The sequence below is a fragment of the bacterium genome (assembly GCA_004299235.1).
Taxonomy (GTDB): Bacteria; Chloroflexota; Dormibacteria; order Dormibacterales; family Dormibacteraceae; genus SCQL01.
This window is the reverse complement of the sequence record SCQL01000033.1, coordinates 131,906-148,845: the sequence shown is the minus strand read 5'-3', so window position 1 is coordinate 148,845 and position 16,940 is coordinate 131,906. Positions and strand designations below refer to the sequence as shown.

At 63.2% G+C, this 16,940-nt stretch carries 18 protein-coding genes; 11 read left to right on the top strand and 7 right to left on the bottom strand.

Annotated elements, in window-relative coordinates:
• A partial coding sequence (locus EPN29_13195) for a hypothetical protein (protein ID TAN31604.1) occupies positions 1 to 276 on the bottom strand: 276 nt, incomplete at its 3' end.
• A gap of 26 nt (positions 277 to 302) precedes the next feature.
• On the opposite strand from EPN29_13195, the gene EPN29_13190 reads away from it, so the two are divergent.
• A complete protein-coding gene (locus tag EPN29_13190; GenBank protein TAN31603.1) occupies positions 303 to 731 on the top strand; it encodes a DUF1801 domain-containing protein in 429 nt (142 codons plus the stop codon).
• A gap of 105 nt (positions 732 to 836) precedes the next feature.
• Here the strand turns inward: EPN29_13190 and EPN29_13185 are convergent, their stop codons facing one another.
• The 5 genes from EPN29_13185 to EPN29_13165 form a co-directional block, all read right to left on the bottom strand.
• A complete protein-coding gene (locus EPN29_13185; protein TAN31602.1) occupies positions 837 to 2,741 on the bottom strand; it encodes a hypothetical protein in 1,905 nt (634 codons plus the stop codon).
• A 233-nt stretch (positions 2,742 to 2,974) separates the two neighbouring features.
• On the bottom strand, positions 2,975 to 3,637 hold the full coding sequence (locus EPN29_13180) for an RraA family protein (GenBank protein ID TAN31601.1): 663 nt from the start codon (positions 3,635 to 3,637) through the stop codon (positions 2,975 to 2,977).
• Positions 3,610 to 4,467: an amidohydrolase gene (locus EPN29_13175; protein TAN31600.1), complete on the bottom strand. Its 858-nt coding sequence runs from the start codon at positions 4,465 to 4,467 to the stop codon at positions 3,610 to 3,612. The genes EPN29_13180 and EPN29_13175 overlap by 28 nt, the downstream gene beginning before the upstream one ends.
• A gap of 18 nt (positions 4,468 to 4,485) precedes the next feature.
• A complete protein-coding gene (locus EPN29_13170; GenBank protein ID TAN31599.1) occupies positions 4,486 to 5,490 on the bottom strand; it encodes an aldo/keto reductase in 1,005 nt (334 codons plus the stop codon).
• On the bottom strand, positions 5,487 to 5,888 hold the full coding sequence (locus EPN29_13165; GenBank protein ID TAN31598.1) for an L-rhamnose mutarotase: 402 nt from the start codon (positions 5,886 to 5,888) through the stop codon (positions 5,487 to 5,489). Before EPN29_13165 ends, EPN29_13170 begins: the two co-directional genes overlap by 4 nt.
• A gap of 36 nt (positions 5,889 to 5,924) precedes the next feature.
• Between EPN29_13165 and EPN29_13160 the strand changes: the two genes are divergently transcribed.
• From EPN29_13160 to EPN29_13130, 7 genes are all read left to right on the top strand, one after another.
• A complete protein-coding gene (locus tag EPN29_13160) occupies positions 5,925 to 6,908 on the top strand; it encodes a sugar ABC transporter substrate-binding protein (GenBank protein TAN31597.1) in 984 nt (327 codons plus the stop codon).
• A 22-nt stretch (positions 6,909 to 6,930) separates the two neighbouring features.
• Complete coding sequence (locus tag EPN29_13155; protein ID TAN31596.1) at positions 6,931 to 8,451, top strand: sugar ABC transporter ATP-binding protein; 1,521 nt, start codon at positions 6,931 to 6,933, stop codon at positions 8,449 to 8,451.
• Positions 8,448 to 9,692, top strand: a complete 1,245-nt coding sequence (locus tag EPN29_13150) for an ABC transporter permease (GenBank protein TAN31595.1) — start codon at positions 8,448 to 8,450, stop codon at positions 9,690 to 9,692. Before EPN29_13155 ends, EPN29_13150 begins: the two co-directional genes overlap by 4 nt.
• Positions 9,685 to 10,836, top strand: a complete 1,152-nt coding sequence (locus tag EPN29_13145; protein TAN31594.1) for a mandelate racemase — start codon at positions 9,685 to 9,687, stop codon at positions 10,834 to 10,836. Before EPN29_13150 ends, EPN29_13145 begins: the two co-directional genes overlap by 8 nt.
• A gap of 182 nt (positions 10,837 to 11,018) precedes the next feature.
• Positions 11,019 to 11,972, top strand: a complete 954-nt coding sequence (locus EPN29_13140) for a hypothetical protein (GenBank protein TAN31593.1) — start codon at positions 11,019 to 11,021, stop codon at positions 11,970 to 11,972.
• A 35-nt stretch (positions 11,973 to 12,007) separates the two neighbouring features.
• Positions 12,008 to 12,691, top strand: coding sequence for a GntR family transcriptional regulator (locus EPN29_13135; GenBank protein TAN31592.1), 684 nt, complete (start codon positions 12,008 to 12,010; stop codon positions 12,689 to 12,691).
• An 801-nt stretch (positions 12,692 to 13,492) separates the two neighbouring features.
• Positions 13,493 to 13,942, top strand: a complete 450-nt coding sequence (locus EPN29_13130; GenBank protein TAN31591.1) for a hypothetical protein — start codon at positions 13,493 to 13,495, stop codon at positions 13,940 to 13,942.
• Between the two features lie 113 nt (positions 13,943 to 14,055).
• Here the strand turns inward: EPN29_13130 and EPN29_13125 are convergent, their stop codons facing one another.
• Complete coding sequence (locus EPN29_13125; protein ID TAN31590.1) at positions 14,056 to 14,502, bottom strand: hypothetical protein; 447 nt, start codon at positions 14,500 to 14,502, stop codon at positions 14,056 to 14,058.
• A 190-nt stretch (positions 14,503 to 14,692) separates the two neighbouring features.
• On the opposite strand from EPN29_13125, the gene EPN29_13120 reads away from it, so the two are divergent.
• The 3 genes from EPN29_13120 to EPN29_13110 all read left to right on the top strand — a co-directional run bounded on the left by EPN29_13120 (position 14,693) and on the right by EPN29_13110 (position 16,781).
• Positions 14,693 to 14,929 carry a hypothetical protein gene (locus tag EPN29_13120; protein TAN31589.1) on the top strand — a complete coding sequence of 79 codons (237 nt, stop codon included), beginning with the start codon at positions 14,693 to 14,695 and terminating at the stop codon, positions 14,927 to 14,929.
• A gap of 206 nt (positions 14,930 to 15,135) precedes the next feature.
• Positions 15,136 to 16,329: a hypothetical protein gene (locus EPN29_13115; protein ID TAN31588.1), complete on the top strand. Its 1,194-nt coding sequence runs from the start codon at positions 15,136 to 15,138 to the stop codon at positions 16,327 to 16,329.
• A 98-nt stretch (positions 16,330 to 16,427) separates the two neighbouring features.
• The gene (locus tag EPN29_13110; GenBank protein TAN31587.1) at positions 16,428 to 16,781 is read left to right on the top strand and encodes a hypothetical protein; all 354 of its coding nucleotides are present in this window, start codon (positions 16,428 to 16,430) and stop codon (positions 16,779 to 16,781) included.
• Positions 16,782 to 16,940: the final 159 nt, after the last annotated feature.

Here is a 16,940-nt window from a genome sequence, read left to right as displayed (position 1 = left end):
GAACATGAGAACAGCGGCATCGCGTTGAGAATCGTTTCGCTTCGCGACCGCGATCCAGTAACCGGGCCATTCGAAGGTGGTGGCGCCGGCAAGCCGCACCAGACCCAGATGGCGCCGCGCCAGCCACTGGCGGAGCTGCCCTTTCCAATCACCCACCACGGGGTTTGGCTGCGGTACATCGGCGACGGGGACGTCGAGGGCCGCGGCCACGCAGCGCGTGAACGATGAAATGACCTCGACGTCCTGCCCGCGGCCCTGCCCGGATTGCACGCTCATCAGCCCCCGAGGCGACATTGTCGAATATGCCACCGTCCAGGCGGAGCAATGACCATTTGCTGCCGGCGACGCAAAATGCCCTTGTGCCGACACAACCGATCGACGACTACCTGGCCAAGCTCGACGAGCCGAAGCGGACCACCCTTCAGAAACTGCGCCGAACGATCGCGGCCATCCTCCCCGACGCGGAGGAGTGCATCTCGTACGGCATGCCGGCCTTCCGGCTGGAAGGCAAGGTCATCGCGGGATTCGCGGCCTTCAAGAATCACCTCAGCTACCTGCCTCACAGCGGCTCGGTGCTGGCCGAGCTGTCCCATGACCTCGGTGGCTACCGGAGCACCGCGGGGTCGTTGCACTTTCCGATCGACCAACCGCTTCCCAAAGCGCTCGTGAGGAAGCTCATCGCCGTCCGCCTCAACGAAGTCCGCAAGCGGGCGATTGACAAGAGCCGATAGGTTTCGATTCTCGCCTAGAACCGCCGGTTGGGATTACTCGGTCGTCCGGCGTCGACGTCGAACACAGGCTCCTCGAACCACAAGTACCCGTCCTTACTCAAGGATTCAAATCGTGGTCCGTACCGCGAACGCGTCCACGGTCGCATAGGTCCCAGTGGACTTTGCCACCGTGATCGTGTGCGACCCGGAAGCCAGTTCGAGATCGCTAAAGATCGTTGCCTGAGCCACGCGGCTGCCGTCGGGGCTCTCCTCGCTGGCAGTTACCGCGGGCCCGCCGTCGATTGATATCGAGACTGATCCGAAGCCGGGGTAGAGCTCTCCGATGTACTGGATCCCAGTCCCCGAGAAGTTGTAGGAGGCCGAGTCCGCATTGACTTGCGTGTAGTGGAGGTCATCTCCGTAGTCACCGAAGGTAGTGCTCGAATAGATCCAGCCGGTACCGCTGTACGCAACTGCAGCATCGTTGTCGTTTGTCAAAGGCCTGGTAACTATGAACGCGTCCACGGTGGCGTATGTCCCTGATGTCTTCGTAATCGTGATGGTATGGGCGCCGTTGGTCAGGCCTTGCGATGCGTAGATCGTCCATTGCGCAATGCGGCCCGTCCCCGTGTTGCTCGCGCTGACGGAGGTCGGGATCCCGCCGTCGACGGAGACATTCGCGGTTCCGAAGCCCGGATAGAGTTCGCCGATGTACTGGATGCCGGACCCGGAAAAGTTGAAGGTGACCGAATCGCCATTGCTCTGCGTGTAGTGCAGATCGTCCTGATAGTCTCCATACCCGCGATTCGGACTGTAGACCCACCCGGCGCCGCTGTACGTGACACCAGCGGCGTTATCGTTGTACTCGGTGCTGACGCCGGTGCCTAGGTGGGCTTGAACCACCGTCAGCTTGTAGAGACTCGGGACCGCGAAATTGCCGGTCGTGAACAGGTAGTCCGTGAGCCCGTCGCCGCCCATGAACTTGTTGACGAAGATCGGGTTGTAGTACCCCTGTGGGTTCCAGTCGGTCAGCGACATCTTGGTCCACGGGCCCCACGGCTTCGGTGACTGAAAGAAATTCCACTTGGTCTCGGGATAATTGCTCAGCAGCCCGTAGCCGCTGACACCGGGGTAGTACCAGGACGCCAAGATGTACATGCCAAGGGCGGGGTCGTATGTGACCCCGGCCAGGCCCAGGTGATTCTGCTCTGCGATCAGATTGACGGCGGAACTGGTGCTGCTGGACCAGGTACCGGCCCCGCTGTAAAACTGCCAGTCGGACGCATTCAGGTTGCCGATCAGAGACTTGGGAACGCGCCCCAGGATCATGCTGTCGCCGTTGTCCCAACTGCCGTTGTTGGAGATGCTGTACACATAGGTGTCCCCGCCGTCAACACCCCCGGAGCCGTCTTGACCGTACTGCACGAATGCCGGCGCGCCGAAGGCGGTGGTGACGAACATGGGCGAGCTGAAGCAGGTGCTCTGGCTCGGGCCGCTCCAGGTTTGACCATGATCGGTCGATTTCAGAAGGCACGGGTTCTTGGATGTCTCGCGGTGCCCGTTGTTGGGGTCGTTGTAAATGTCCCGAGTGATCCAGAGGTAGAGGGTTCCACCGATCGAGGTGATGCCTGAGGTTTTCCAGGAGCCGTTGTCCCCATGGCCTTGGGCGTCTCCCACGCCCCCCCAGCCTGCCATGCAGTTGACGTCGCTGCCGGTGAGGTTGAGAGGATCGGAGCCCACCTCCTTCGAGATGGCGACGTTGCTCGAGCAGGTTCCCCACCCCGTTGTGTCGTCGGAGGTTGAATACAGATTGCCATCGTCGGCCCAGGTCGTGAACCAGCTGTCGCCCCCGGCCGGCGAGTACTCGTAGCCCTGGCTCCAATTGGCGGAGGTCACGGACTGATGCGCCGGGGCCACAGCCATCACCGGCCTCGCGCCGAGGACGGCCACGGCGAACATCGAGCTTATCGTTGCTGCCCCCACGCCGACTGCAAGCACCCGGCGCGCAAGCTCGGTCTTGATGCTGGTCACTTCTCGGCACTCCTCCTAAACGCGCATTTGCAACCAGAGATGGCGTGCTTCGGGTGCCCCCCGCGCTGCATGGCGCGTGTACTGGGGGCCGGGCTGGACTCTATCTGCTGAGGCTGATGTCGAGCCACACTAGCACTGCCATCGCAGTTGGTCAAGACTGATGCTGCAAGCGCCCCTCTGGGTGGCCAGGGTTCCGGAAACCGACGCCGCCCGGCGCGGCGCCGCGCCGGAGGTCAGAACACGCCGAAGGTGAGGTAGGCCTCCTTGGGGTCCATGCCTGCCCGGATCGCCATCCGTACGCGGTTCTCCTTCCTCATGAGTGCCTCGATCTCAGTCACGACGTCGCCAGTGATCGCTTCGGGAATTACGACGACGCCGTCCTGATCGGCGAGGATGAAGTCGCCGGGCGAGACCCTGACTCCGCCGATCGTGATCGGCTCCTGGAAAGCCTCCGGAACCCACCGACCGACCACGTCCGCCGGGGAGAAGTAGCGGCACCAGACGGGGAACCCGATGCCCTGGAGGAACTCAGTGTCTCGGCAACCGCCGTCAACGACATAGCCGCGGACGCCTCGCGCCAGCAGGGTCTCCCCAGACAGCTCACCCATGTGGGCGATCGTCGAGTCGTTAGGTTGGCAGACTACGACCGACCCCGCCGGTGCGGCCGACAGAAACTCCGTCCAACGCAACAGGGTCTCGTGCGGGTCCAGCCCGTCGAGCCGGCGACCCGTGACTGTGAAGACGGGCCCCGCGAGCTTGTGACCGACGCTGATCGATCGGATGGTTACGGGAAGCACTCGATCGGAGACGCCCCGCTCCCTGAGGATGTCATAAACGGCCCCTGTGTAGCAGGCTCCCAGGCGTTCGCTCAGATCGCCAACTTGTACGCCTTGCATGCGTTACCCCCAAACACACCCGTTCGATCTTCCTCGGGCCGGTCCGCGACGCAGTCCTGAGCAGCCTCGAGGACCTCGTCGTAGGTGGCAGCGAGGAGGCAAACCGGCCAATCTGACCCGAAGAGGAGCCGATCCGCCCCAAAGACAGCCATGGCAAAGTCCACCACGGGTCGGAGATCCTCGACCCTCCATCGGTCCCAGCTCGCTTCCGTCACCAGTCCCGAGAACTTGCAGTAGGCGTTGCGCTCTGACCCAAACGGCTCCAGCGCCCGCTTCCAGGCCGACAAATTTCCGGATGCGATTGGCGGCTTCGCCAAATGGTCGATGACAAACCGGACGTCGGGATGCCGGCGGACTGTGGCAAGTGCGGCGGGCAGCTCTCGGGTTCGGACGAGAAGGTCGAAAGTCAGGTCGAGACGCCCCACGGCGGCTAGACCTCTACTGACGTCCGCCCGCAGCAGCCACTCGCCGTCCTCCTCGTCGTGGACGATGTGGCGGACTCCCACCAACTTGCTCCCGCCCCCCCGCGATCGGAGCCGTCGCAGCTCAGCCTCCACGTCGGCTGATGTCAGGTCGACCCAGCCAACCACCCCGGCGATGAGATCGCTTTCGGCGGCGAGGCCGAGTAACCCTTCTGTCTCATCGACCTCATGTCGTGTCTGGATGAGAACCGTATGCCTTACACCGTGCGCCCTAGCTATCTCAGCTAGTTCCGCCTCGTCGAAGCTCCTTCTGATGGGCGTGAAGACGTCACCGTCCATCCAAGGGTAGGAGGCTTGCCTCGGGTCCCAGAGATGGTGATGCGAGTCGATGATGCCGGGCGCGGTCACAATTGGCAGTTCCCCGGCCTACGAGGGGATGGGGCAGTAGTCGGCGATGTATGAAGCATGGCGGAGTTCCTCCCACATCTCCTTCGGTACCGGTGTCGTCAGCGCGTCGCATAGTTCGTCGAGTTCCGCCACCGATCTGGGGCCTGTCACCACCGATGTGACAGCGGGATGCGCGAGCGGGAACTGAAGGGCCGCTGCCTTCAGCGGTACGTTCCACCGTGAACAGATGGCCTGGATTCCTCGCACGCGATCGAGGATGGCCCGCGAAACTGGCGCATAGTCGAAGGTCGCTTCAGGACCGGTCGAAGCGAGGACGCCGCTGTTGAAGACGCCGCCGATCAGAACGCCTATCCGGCGGGTCTGGCATTCATGGAGGAGGTCTTCGGCGCTGGTCTGCTCGAGGAGCGTGTACCGTCCGGCGAGGAGGAAGCAGTCGAAGTCGGCTTCCGAGGCCATGCGCTGGAGCATCCCCGCGTGGTTCATCCCGACTCCAATGGCTTTGACCACGCCTGCGGCCTTCATCGCCCCAAGCGCCTTCGCGGCGCCGGACAGCGCCTCCAATTGGTGGTGGTCGGGATCGTGGATTAGGAGGATGTCCACGGAGTCGAGCCCCAAGCGTTCGAGGCTCTCGTGGAACGACCGCATCACGCCGTCGTAGGAGAAGTCGAACACCGGTCGAAGGGGTGGGGCTCCGGGGAAGAGTGGGTCCGGTGCGGCATCCTCCACTGGCCTGAGCAGTCTTCCGACCTTCGTCGAGATCACGAAATCGTTGCGCTGACGCCTCAAGGCGGCGCCTACGCGCCTCTCTGCGAGTCCGAAGCCATAGAGCGGCGCGGTATCGAAGTAGCGAATCCCTCGTGCGTACGCGTGCGCTACCGTTTTGACCGCTTCGTCGTCGTCGACCGGCCGGTAGAGCCCTCCAAGGGGCGCCGACCCGAGGCCGAGGACGGTGAGGCTCAACGAGGTCCGTCCGAGCGCGCGCGTCGCGAGTGACGCCGAGCCCACGAAGTCGCGGCCGGTCATCGGGCCGTCAAGGGCTTTCCTTGCTCGCGGTCGAAGTCAAAGACCTTCTCTATTCTTAGCCACCCTGCCTCGCCATCAGCTTCGGGAGCCGGGCGCTGCAGCGCTGCCATCAAGTCCCCCCACTCGCGCGTGCGCGCGTCCTCAGACAGGCGAGCGAAATCGTTGGGGGCTTCGAACCCGTCGTCAGTCTCCAGGTACATGAGGAGCCGGTCCTCCCCGGTGAGGAAGATAGCCATCCGCCGGATGCCGATGCGACCCATATGCGCGACAACCTCCGGCCAAGGCGCCGCGTGGTACGCGCGATAGGCGTCGGCGGCCCCAGGGCGGAGCCCCAAAGTCAGTCCGAACGATCGCACGCCGCAGCGATGTTGACAAACTGACACATCAGATGGCAGCATAGCGCAACTTCAGTCACAGTGTACAAGGAGGTTTCGATGACTAGGTTCGGGTCGCTCTCGGCGCTCGCCGCGGTCGCGGTGGGGCTCGTGAGTCTCGTGGCGTGCGGAGGGGGAGGCGCCTCCGGGTCCGGAAGCAACAAGACATTCACAATCGGGGAGATCAACGCTGGCCTGCAGTACCCGTACGCGGCGGCGATCGGAACCGGCATCAAGAACAAGGCGCAGGCGCTCGGCGTCAAGGTGATCGAGCTCGACTCCAAGGGGAAGGTCGAGACAGAGGCGAGCAACGTCCAGGATCTCATCGCCCAGAAGGTCGATCTGATCATCCTCCAGCCCAATGACGGAGCCGCGGCGCAGCGCGAAGTCGCCCAGATCCGTGCCGCCGGGATTCCGGTCATGGCCGTGCACACGCAGGTTGGGACGTCCGACGATCCCGCGAATGTGTACTCGGGTCTCTTCGCCTACGTGACGCAGGGCGAGGTGCAGGTCGGTGCAACCGCCGGCGCGCTGGCGCTCCAGGCGCTGCCCTCCGGAGGCCAAATCGCCATCGTCGAGGGCTCCGGGTGTTGCTTTGTCGCTGTACACCAGCGGAGCCAAGGCTTCCTCGACGCGATTCATAAAGGCTCGGCGAGCTTCACCGTCGTGGCCACGCAACCTGGCGCCTGGACGCCTGAAGGCGGCCGGTCCGCCTGTCAGAACATGCTGACCGCCCACCCCACGATTCAGCTCGTGTACGCAATGTCGCAGGACATGGCCGCGGGATGCGGGCAGGCGCTGTCCGGTCTCGCCTCGAAGCCGAAGGTGGTCGGAGTTGGGATCGACCAGCCAACTGCCAACCTGATCAAGGACGGGACAATCTACGGGACGGTGTGCCAGCGGCCGGTCACTCTTGGGGAACTCGCAATGTCGACGGCCTACGACCAGCTGACCGGGCAGACCCACTACGATCGCAAGTACATCTCTCTTCCGACTCCGGCGATCACCCAAGCGAATCTGTCGGACTGTCCGGTTCAATTCTAGAACGGCACAGGACGAATTCCCGATGAGCGCAGCGTCACCGTTGCTTCGACTTATCGATGTCGAAAAGGTCTATCCGAATGGCACGGTGGCGCTGCGTGGCGTCGATCTGACGCTCGACGCCGGCGAGATTCACGGGCTCGTCGGAGCCAACGGAGCCGGTAAGTCGACCTTGATCAAGATTCTCACCGGCGCCATACCACCAACCGCCGGCGAGATCCTCTGGAAAGGCCGGCAGTGCTCCTGGACCGGTCCTGCCGACGCCAAAGCGTCGGGCATCGCCGCCATCTACCAGCACATCCCGCTCGTCCCAACGCTCTCCGTGCTCGAGAATGTCTACCTTTCGAGGGCCGGCTGGCGGTATGACCGCCGCTCGCGGCTCCGCGACTTCAATGCCCTGCTCGACCGGATCCGCTACGAGATCGATCCTGACGCGCTCGTCCAGAATCTGCCGATCGGATTACGGCAGATGACGGCCCTCCTCCAAGCCCTGGCCCGTGGAGCGGACCTGATCATCATGGACGAGCCGACCGCGTCCCTCTCGCACGAGGAGCGGCAGGTCGTGTTCCGGGTTGTCGGCCACCTGAGCCGGGCCGAATCAACCGCGTTTCTCTACATCAGCCACTACCTCGATGAGGTCTTGCGGCTGACCAGCACGGTGACCGTCCTGCGCGATGGTGCCGCCGTGGCAACCGGCCCGACAGCGTCCTTCGCTGAGCAGACACTCATCAGAGCCATCGCCGGTCGAGCTCTCGCCGAGGAAATCGCCGGCTCGATACGGCCGACCGCACCCCACCCGATCCCCAGGCTGACCGTCAGCGGCCTGTCGAGCCCCGGACGGCTTGTCGATGTCTCGATGTCAGTGGCTGCAGGCGAAATCGTTGGTGTCGCCGGCCTCTTGGGGTCGGGGCGCTCCGAGCTGCTGCACGCGATCTTCGGCGACGACCGCCGGCGCTCGGGAGCCGTGACGGTGGACGGACGGCCAGTCGAGGCCAACCCCACCGTGGGAGTCCGCGCCGGAATCGCGCTGGTCCCCGAAGATCGAATCAGGCAGGGCCTCATTCCCGAGTGGGAAATCTGGCGGAACGTCACGCTCCCATCACTTGGAACCTTTTCGGCCGGTGCGTGGGTACTCGACACGCGGCGCGAGCGGCAGCGGGCTATCGACGCAATCCGCGAACTCCGCATCGTCGCGCACTCGGTGGAAGATCCGGTCTCAAGTCTGAGTGGTGGCAATGCCCAGAAGGTCGCGTTCGCCAAGTGGACGTCAGGCCGCGAGAAGGTCTTGCTGCTCGACGAGCCGACGGTCGGCGTTGACGTCGGGGCGAAAGCTGACATCCTCGCCCTGATACGCCGCCTCGCGGATGAGGGCCAGGCGGTCGTCATGGTCTCCTCTGAATTCGAGGAGCTACTCGCCGTGTGTGACCGCGTGCTCGTACTTCGCGAGGGGAGGTGCATCCGGGAGTACCGCGCATGCGACGTCACCAAGGAGGAGCTGCTCGCGGCCGCCAGCGGTATCGACCTTGAGGATGGCAGCGCCGCATGAGAACGCTCTTCAGCGGGCTCAGGCGCGAGGCGCTGTCCTTTCAGAATGCGGGCGTCTACTACGCCCTCCTCCTGATCGTCGCCATCTTCACCGTCCTCACTTCAGCGAAGGGGGGCCTCAACTACATCAGCGGCGTCAACGCGGCGAACATCCTCGACCAGATGGCGATCGTCGGCCTCCTCGCGGTCGTTACGACGATCGTCCTTATAAGCGGCAACTTCGACCTGTCGGTGGGCTCAGTGGCGGCGCTGTCGGGTGCCGTGGGGCTAGCGCTTCTTGACCGCTACGGGGTATACATCGCCCTGGCCGCGGCCTTAACCGTGGGGCTGCTGGTCGGGCTCCTCAACGGGGTTTTGGTGCAGGTTGTCCGAGTCAACGCGTTCATTGTCACCCTCGGCACCCTCACCGCGGTGCGCGGACTCTTGTTGCTGCTCACGAATGCGCGAACCGTCTCTGCGAACAGCCTAGCCCTGACCAATGTCGAGAATGTCTATCAACGAACGCCCAACCTGCTTCCGTTGATCGGAATCGTCCTGCTTGGCATCGGCCTGGTGACGGTGTTCCGCAACAGGAGTGAGCTCAGGCCGGCGGCCCTGCGTGCCAGCGTGTGGCTGCTCATCGGCGCGGCGCTCGTGGTCTACGGCATCTTCAACCCATACACGCTTGTGCTCGATCGCGAGGTGTACTTCATGTTCGCGGTGACGATCGCGGCGTGGCTCGTGCTCCGCTTCACGATCGTTGGGCGCCGGCTGTATGCGGTTGGCGGGAATTCCGAGGCGGCGCGGTTGTCGGGCATCCGCGTCAACCTCTATCGAATCGGCGCCCTCGTCCTCAGCGGAGTCGCGGCTGCGTTCGCCGGAACGATGTACGCCGCCCGGATCGGGGCTGTGACGCCCGACGCGATGACGGGCATGGAACTGACCGTGCTCGCCGCAGCGATTCTCGGCGGGACCAGTCTGTTCGGTGGTTTCGGAAGCGTCATCAAGTCGATCGTGGGGACGGCGATTCTTTTTACGCTCGCCAACGGCTTCAACGTGATGAACCTCGGCAGCAACTACCAAGGGCTAATCCAGGGTGCCGTCATCATCACTGCCGCAACGATCTACACCGCCTCTGGCCGAGCTGCTTCGCACGTTCGCCGCGGGACCGCCCGACCCACGTCGGTGGCCGCCAGCCCGTCTTCGGGGCTCGAGGCGCCGCCGTCCAGCAACCAAGGCGTGCAGCAGGCGCGACGTGCTTAAACATGTCAGCGCTTCCGCTACGCGCGCGGTCGAGAAGGACTTCGTCATCACGGACATCGACATCAGGATGTGCCGTAACCACGACGTCGACCCGGGCACGCTCGCGCATGTGAGGCAGCGCGCCCTGGATTTTCTCGTCGTCACCATCACCACGCAGGGTGGGCTCCAAGGCCACTCATTCGGCTTCAGCGCACGCGGCGCTGAAGCCGGCGGGCATGTCGCAGCGGCGTCAATCAAGCCTTTCTTCATCGGGAAGGACGCGTTGGCACGCGAGCGCCACTGGCACGACTTCCGGTCGCACGACCGTTGGTGGAACCTCGTCCCGACCTATGCATATAGCCCTTTTGACATCTGTCTTTGGGACATTGCGGCCCAAGCAGCAGGGCTACCTCTGTATCGGCTCTTGGGCGAGTATCGGAGGCGCGTGCCTGTCTACGGCAGTTCCTTCGTCCTACCGTCCGTCGACGCGTACGCCGCGCAGGCCGCAGAGGTCAAGAGCAAGGGATGGCACGCGTACAAGATCCACCCGCCCGGCGACCCGGCACGTGACCTCGAGATCTACCGCGCCTGCCGTGATGCGGTCGGTCCGGAATTCGCCCTGATGGCCGATCCGGTCGCAGCGTACACGTACCCCCAGGCCCTGCGGATCGGACGCGAGCTCGAACGCCTTGGATACCTGTGGCTTGAAGAGCCGGTCTTCGATGTGGACGCCCATTCGCAGCGCAAGCTCGCGGCCGCGCTGGACATTCCAATCTGCGGCACCGAGGTATTGGCGGGGAATCACTATGCGATCGCGAACTACATCGCGAACGACGTCGTCGACATCGTGAGATCGGATGTCTCTTGGAAGGGTGGAGTCACCCCGGTTCTGAAGACAGCGCACCTCGCTGAATCATTCGGGATGCAGTGCGAGATCCACACGAGCATCTACCACGCTATGGAGATCGTCAACCTCCATTGCTGCAGCGCAATCGCGAACTGCACCTACTTTGAGCTGCTGGTCCCCACCACCGGACTCGACTGCGGGCTAAAGGCCGGCCTCGTGATCGATTCCGAGGGCTTCGCCCACCCACCGTCCACACCCGGGCTGGGCATCGAGTTCGATTGGGACGCGATCGACCGCATGACGGTTGGGGTCCTGTAGGAAGCCGGTGAGCGCTGAGACTTGCCCACATATGGGCACAGCTCTGATTCGGTGAATTCGACCATCCCCGTTGCCCGCTCCTTCATCGCATGGCGCGATGGCCAGGCACCGTTTGGCGGGATGGAGCAGAGCTCAACCGGCAGCCACGAGCAGGGCAAGGTTGCGCGTGAATTCTTCAAGCCATGGAAGACCGTCCACGTGGATGGCGGTCGGTGACGCTGGCGACCTCACTTCCCGCCGGTACGTCGCTGGTTCTTGCCGCGGATCGCGATCGTCGGCTCCTTGCCCTCTGGCGCGGGGGCCGGCTCTTCGACCTCTCCCCGCTGACACTCGACGAGCTCCTAACCGGATCGGCCGCCGACATGAGGGCGCAGATCGAATCCGGCCGCCGGTGGCCCGAGATTGTCGTTGGGGATATCAGTCTGTTGTCTCCGGTCGAGGGACAGGAGGTGTGGGGAGCCGGCGTCACCTATCTTCGAAGCCGTCAGGCCAGGATGGAGGAGTCGACCGATGCCGACGTCTATGAACGCGTGTACCAGGCCGACCGCCCGGAGCTGTTCTTCAAGGCATCGGGGTGGCGAGTCATTCCGCCTGGCGGCGAGGTTGGGATTCGACCGGACTCGACCTGGGACGTCCCTGAACCTGAGCTCGCGGTCCTGACCAACAGCCGCGGCGAAGCAGTCGCTTACAGCTGCGGCAACGACATGAGCTCGCGTTCGATCGAGGGTGACAACCCGCTCTATCTTCCCCAGGCCAAGATTTACGACCGCAGCTGCTCGATCGGGCCTGCAGCGGTCCTGGCATGGGAGCTCGGCGAGCTACCTGCCCGCCGTATCCAAATGACCATCGAGCGCGACGGCTCGGAGGTCTTCGCCGGCGTCGCGCCGCTATCTGACATGGTCAGGGACCCGGTTGAGCTGTGCGGTGTTCTGCACGCCGCCTATCGGCTGCCCGTCGGCGCCTGGCTTCTCACGGGAACGCCGATCGTCCCGCCTCCACCATATTCGGCGGCCGCCGGCGATGTGATCACCATCTCAGTTGACGGCCTCGGGGCGTTGGTAAACCGGGTAACCGTCGTGACTCACTCGGGAGCCACCGCAATCCACCGGCCCGGAAGGCTGCAATCCCAGGTATAATTCACTGCGATTTCAGCCGCCCACTGGGACCAATCATGGCAACGAGGAATAGCACGGAACCCCAGTCGAAGCGCGCGTACGACTATCTCCGCGACATGATCGCAAAGCGCGCATGGCCAGCCGGAGAGCGGTTGTCAATCCGGTGGGTGAGCCAGCGTCTCGGCGTAAGTGTCACTCCCGTCACGGCGGCGGTGGAGCAGTTGGAACGCGAGGGCCTTCTGTTCGTGGCGCCGCGCTCGGGGACGACGATCAGGCCACTCGGACATGACGACATCCAACAAATCTTCGGCCTTCGGCGGATGATCGAGATCTACGCTGCGCGGATCGCAGTCGAGCTGGCGCCGGACTCAGCGATCGATGAAGCGAAAGCGTGCGTTGCCGCCCTCGCCAATTGCATCGACCGCAACCACTATCGACAGGACAAGATCGACGACTGGATGGCTTCCGACTACAGGCTTCACGAGATATTCGTGGAGAACTGCGGGAATCCGCTCATCCTCGAGACGTATCGGACCTACAACGTCCACCTTCACATCGTCCGGAACTTCCAAGTCCGCGCACTCAGCAACAGCGACCACGGACAGAAGGAGCACGAGCGGATCGTGAAGGCATTTGAGCAGCGGGACGCTGAAGCCCTAGTCGACGTGATCGATCAGCACCTCAGTGAGGCGTGCTACGAGATCCTCCGCGTCGTCGCCACGACCGGAGTCGGAATCTAGCGCACCTGCCTCGGCCGTCAGCAGTAGGGCCGCCACCAAGGAAGGCTTGAGGATTTGAGCCGAGAGCCGCACCGGCGCCGTGCCCGCGGTCACCGAGCCCAAGTCAAGCAGCCGGCCTTCGGGGTGCGCCGGTGCCCGAGTCCGGGGTGCAGCCACACGCGCTGCGCAAGCGGTCCTCGACCATCTCTATACCACTGTTCAGAGCGACTCGATCAGTCTCGGTCGTCAAGAGCCTTTCCGGGATCGGCGCCGCATGGCGTCGACCCGTGATACGAACGCCTCGGGCGATTGGACGGGAATGCCACGCCAAGGCGACATCGAAAAGAGGTGATCATCCGAGCTCACGATCAGAAACGCCCCGACTGTCTGAGCCAGCTCCAGGACCCGGCTGTCCTCCCAGTCCTCGCATTCGGTAACGCGAACGTTGGGCTCGACAATGCCGCCTGCCCTGCTTGTCACCTCCCGCAAGAACGTGCTGTAAGCGGCTGCCTCCCCACTCGTGAACTTGAAAGCGCGATGCAGCACTCGAGCTGTGCCGTCAATCAGGTACTTGCTCAGCCAGAGCTCGAATTCAATAGCCTCGTTAACGACACGCCACCCGCGGGGTGAACCGACAGCAATGAAAATGGGGCTTGTCTCGTGTTCACGGCGCTGCGATTCTAGACGGCAGGGGCTGTCGTTTCCGTAACGCGAACCAAATCGAAGTCTGCGGTCGCCCGATCCATTTGTGTTAGTGTCGCCGGGATGATGGTCGGCGACGATAGTAATCGCGCTCGCGAGGACCCAGCTCCCTAGAGGCAAATGGGATCAGACGAGCGAGGCTGGACCGGCGCCGAAGCCTGGATCTTCCTTTCGATAGGCGACGCTGCCGGCACCGGCGGAGCACCGTTGGACAAGGTCATCGCCGCAGCGGATTCGAACAATCACGCAATCCCGACTGTCGATGAGTTCAGTTCTGCCGTAGGCCAGCTCGTAGGTGCCGGGCTTGTGATCGGTTCGCCGGATCGCTACTCGCTGACTGAGGCCGGGGAGAAGCTGTTCAAGGAGATCAACTCTGTACGACGTGGCCACATCACCCGTTTTCTCGACACGTTGGACAAATGGAGAACCCGGCCGCCGAGCCGCGCCGCCGCGGTTGCGTGGGTGGTTGATCCCCAGCAGTTCCATCGCGCATGGGAGCTGTACCACAAGTGGTTCGAGGCTTGGTTCGCTAGGCATAAGAAACGCGACCGCAACGATCGCAGCTTGTAGACGTGCCTTCGGTTCGCGTTATGGAAAGCCCATCGAATTGGTGTGGGCGGTAGTTTCCGTAACGCGAACCAAAGCATCACGGTCGTAGGTCGAAGGATCACACTCAACCGACCCTAGTCGTTCACCGGAGCGTAAAGGACGTCCCGGCCGAGACGCCGGAGAACCCAAATCCGAGCACCCGGCTGCAGCCTTGTCGCCCACCATTGCTGCATGTAGTACCGACCGTTCTCACCCGTATCGGTCAGCCGGTAGGTACCGGTGGCAGCGATTGGACGCGTTCGCGTGCCCATAGGCTCCCCCCAGGGAGTTCCGTAGATCCTGGCCGTGCCGACCTCCGCCTCGAGAACGTCAGCCAGATGGGCATCGCCTTCGCGAAGTGCGCGTGCCACCTGCCAGACCCTGAAAGACGGGAGCAATCCACAGAGCAATCCGAACCCGAAGATCGCCAGACCACCGGGTACATCGCTGGATCTAGAGCCGCTCGGCAGGGCATGTGCTGCAACGGCCAAACCAAAGCCGATCAATACCAACGACCCGATCGCATAGATCGAGCAGTCCACTCCACTAAATACAGCCTGGACGACTAGCCGGAAAGGGACCCCGTCTGGGAGCAATAGGTTGTTTCGCCAGCGTTCGCGACACGAAGAGTGGCAGGGGATATCCCATTGTCGTGCGGACTATAAGAGGCGCGGTCGAACCCAATGCCCTGCATTGAACTAATTCGCACACCGGCGAGTACCATCGGCCGGCATGCCGTTCTGGCTCCAACTCCTCATCGTCGGTGCGCTCCTTCTGACCGCACCGCTGGCGCTGGTCTTCGCCCGTTACCGCCTGTGGCGAGCCAGATTCGCTGCGGGTCGGACAACGCGCGGGTTTCTCGAAACGGAAGTACGGTGGCGGATACCGTTCGTCTTGGTCGGGTTGCTACTGGCGGTCGCCGCATTCGTCGCTGTTCTGCTCAGCGGGGCCGCGCTGAAGGGGCCGTAGTTTCCGTAACGCGAATCAACCGACAGTGACCGCTCGGCCGATTGGCCTCTGTGCTCCCGACACCCGACACCTACGACACGCAAGCTGCAGCTCATAAGGAAGCTTCGGAGCCTTCGGGCAACTCAATTCTCAAGAAGGTCTCCGAGACTGGAAATCATGCCGTGATGGACCTGAACTTCGCCGGCGAGACATAGAATCTCGGCGCCATGGTTCGGATCTGGGCGTGGGCTCGAATCGTGTTCGGAGTCCTCGCGATCGGTGTCGGTCTGGTCTTTCTTTTCGGCCTGACGATCATCTGGTTCCAAGCGCGGAGCGACATATCGCAGTACCAGGCCGCGACTGAGTGCGAGCAACAGAGCCCCTCTTGCTATCGGACTCTGCCAGGCACCGTTACGGACGCTAACTATGGGACGAGCAGCAGCGGCACTAGCGGCTCGATCACCGTCCGGACGGCGCGCGCTACTGAAGCCATCGCAGTCAGCAACATTGACCTTGCCCGCGACGGCGTTCACGCAAGCGATCAGGTATCGGTGCGATATTGGCAGGGCAAAGCGCGGTTGCTCATCATTCACGGCGACGAGTTCCCGACCGTCGATGACCCTGCCTCCGAGCTATCGAGCACCCCGTCCGGCATCTTTCTGTTCGGCCTGATAACGGCATTCGGGGCAGCGGGGCTGAGCACGGGCATCTGGAGCCTTCGGCGTCTGAAGAAGCTGGCATTGATCGGGCCCCGAAGCGCGGCAGGGCCTCCAATACCTCAATTTGTTGGACCAGCCGCCTCGGAGAGCGATTCCCAAACCCTCGTACTGCTTCCGAGCCGCCGGAGGGTGCGGACCTCCTGGGTGCTTGTGGGCGTGTTCGTGGTTGGACTTCTCGTCAAAGCCGCCATTGACGCGAGCAAAGCGATACGCGGGCACGGATGGGCGGCCATTGGAGCCGACGCGATCCTGATCGTTTTATTCGGGATTGGCGTACCCGTCCTGCTGTTCGCTTTCTACAAGACAAGCCGGATCCTTGTCGGCCCCCACGTAGTGACGTTGACTGGCCTCGGCGGCAAGAGTTGCGATCGCGCTGCTGTCCATCGCATAGTCCAGGTCAGCAGCAAAACATCCGCTTCGGTCCCAATCCCAATGGCGCTGCTCCTGGATCGCGACGACCGGGTCTTACTCCGGGTCAGTCGGGCTTTTGACGTCGCCGCGCTTGGGCACGAATTGAACGTCCCGCTGCAGGGCAGCTGGGAGACGGCGCCGGCTGACGAACTAGCTCGGCGCTACCCCGGCTCTGTAAGCAAACTCACGGTTAATGCGGGAGTGTTAGGAGTCGGCATCGCGATCGTGATCACGGTCGTCGTGATGATTGCAGTGTTCACATTTCACGCAGGCGTCCAAGTCAGCCACTAATCTCAGCGCGGCACACTGTCAGAGCGCGGGCCGTAGTTTCCGTAATGCGAACCACATTGAGATCAGCCCCCATCGGCTTAACCTAGCGTCGCAGGAAGATGGTCGGCGGCCACGGTGAACGCGCTCGCGAGGATCCCGAGAGAAGTGCCGCAATACGGCGATCCCTCCGCTGGCTGTGGTTCAGCTATATCCCCGTCCTTGCCGGAATCGGGTGGCTGGTGTTCGCCGTAAGGCAGTGGGCCGGTCAGCGCGGCGTACTTCTGGGCATAAGCGGGGTGATGCTCGGCGTAGTAGCCAGCGCTGCGATCTTCTATCCCTTCCTGCGCGTGGCTGCTTCTGGGCGCAGAATCGCCGGCATGTCTGTCGGTACATATACCTTGGTCGCCGCAGTTCTCGGCGTAGCAATTGCCGTTGTCCTGGCTGTGCTGGCGTTTGCCTTGGCGCAGACCTGAACCGATATCCGCCCGCCGCCCTGCGACCGACGTAACGCATGGGCCGTAGTTTCCGTAACGCGAACCAACCGGCAGTGACCGCTCGGCCGATCAGTCTAGGTGCACCCGGCATTCGGACGGTGGGCGGTGATGGATCGGCGGCGGCTTTGCCAGACACCC

Excerpts from the sequence above, each read along its gene's own strand:
- EPN29_13115 (TAN31588.1), top strand. The coding sequence starts at position 15,136 with ATGGTTCGGATCTGGGCGTGGGCTCGAATCGTGTTCGGAGTCCTCGCG.
- EPN29_13140 (TAN31593.1), top strand. The coding sequence starts at position 11,019 with ATGGAAGACCGTCCACGTGGATGGCGGTCGGTGACGCTGGCGACCTCA.
- EPN29_13120 (TAN31589.1), top strand. The coding sequence starts at position 14,693 with ATGCCGTTCTGGCTCCAACTCCTCATCGTCGGTGCGCTCCTTCTGACC.
- EPN29_13180 (TAN31601.1), bottom strand. The coding sequence starts at position 3,637 with ATGCAAGGCGTACAAGTTGGCGATCTGAGCGAACGCCTGGGAGCCTGC.
- EPN29_13155 (TAN31596.1), top strand. The coding sequence starts at position 6,931 with ATGAGCGCAGCGTCACCGTTGCTTCGACTTATCGATGTCGAAAAGGTC.
- EPN29_13190 (TAN31603.1), top strand. The coding sequence starts at position 303 with ATGCCACCGTCCAGGCGGAGCAATGACCATTTGCTGCCGGCGACGCAA.
- EPN29_13150 (TAN31595.1), top strand. The coding sequence starts at position 8,448 with ATGAGAACGCTCTTCAGCGGGCTCAGGCGCGAGGCGCTGTCCTTTCAG.
- EPN29_13160 (TAN31597.1), top strand. The coding sequence starts at position 5,925 with ATGACTAGGTTCGGGTCGCTCTCGGCGCTCGCCGCGGTCGCGGTGGGG.
- EPN29_13110 (TAN31587.1), top strand. The coding sequence starts at position 16,428 with ATGGTCGGCGGCCACGGTGAACGCGCTCGCGAGGATCCCGAGAGAAGT.
- EPN29_13135 (TAN31592.1), top strand. The coding sequence starts at position 12,008 with ATGGCAACGAGGAATAGCACGGAACCCCAGTCGAAGCGCGCGTACGAC.
- EPN29_13130 (TAN31591.1), top strand. The coding sequence starts at position 13,493 with ATGGGATCAGACGAGCGAGGCTGGACCGGCGCCGAAGCCTGGATCTTC.
- EPN29_13165 (TAN31598.1), bottom strand. The coding sequence starts at position 5,888 with ATGCTGCCATCTGATGTGTCAGTTTGTCAACATCGCTGCGGCGTGCGA.
- EPN29_13170 (TAN31599.1), bottom strand. The coding sequence starts at position 5,490 with ATGACCGGCCGCGACTTCGTGGGCTCGGCGTCACTCGCGACGCGCGCG.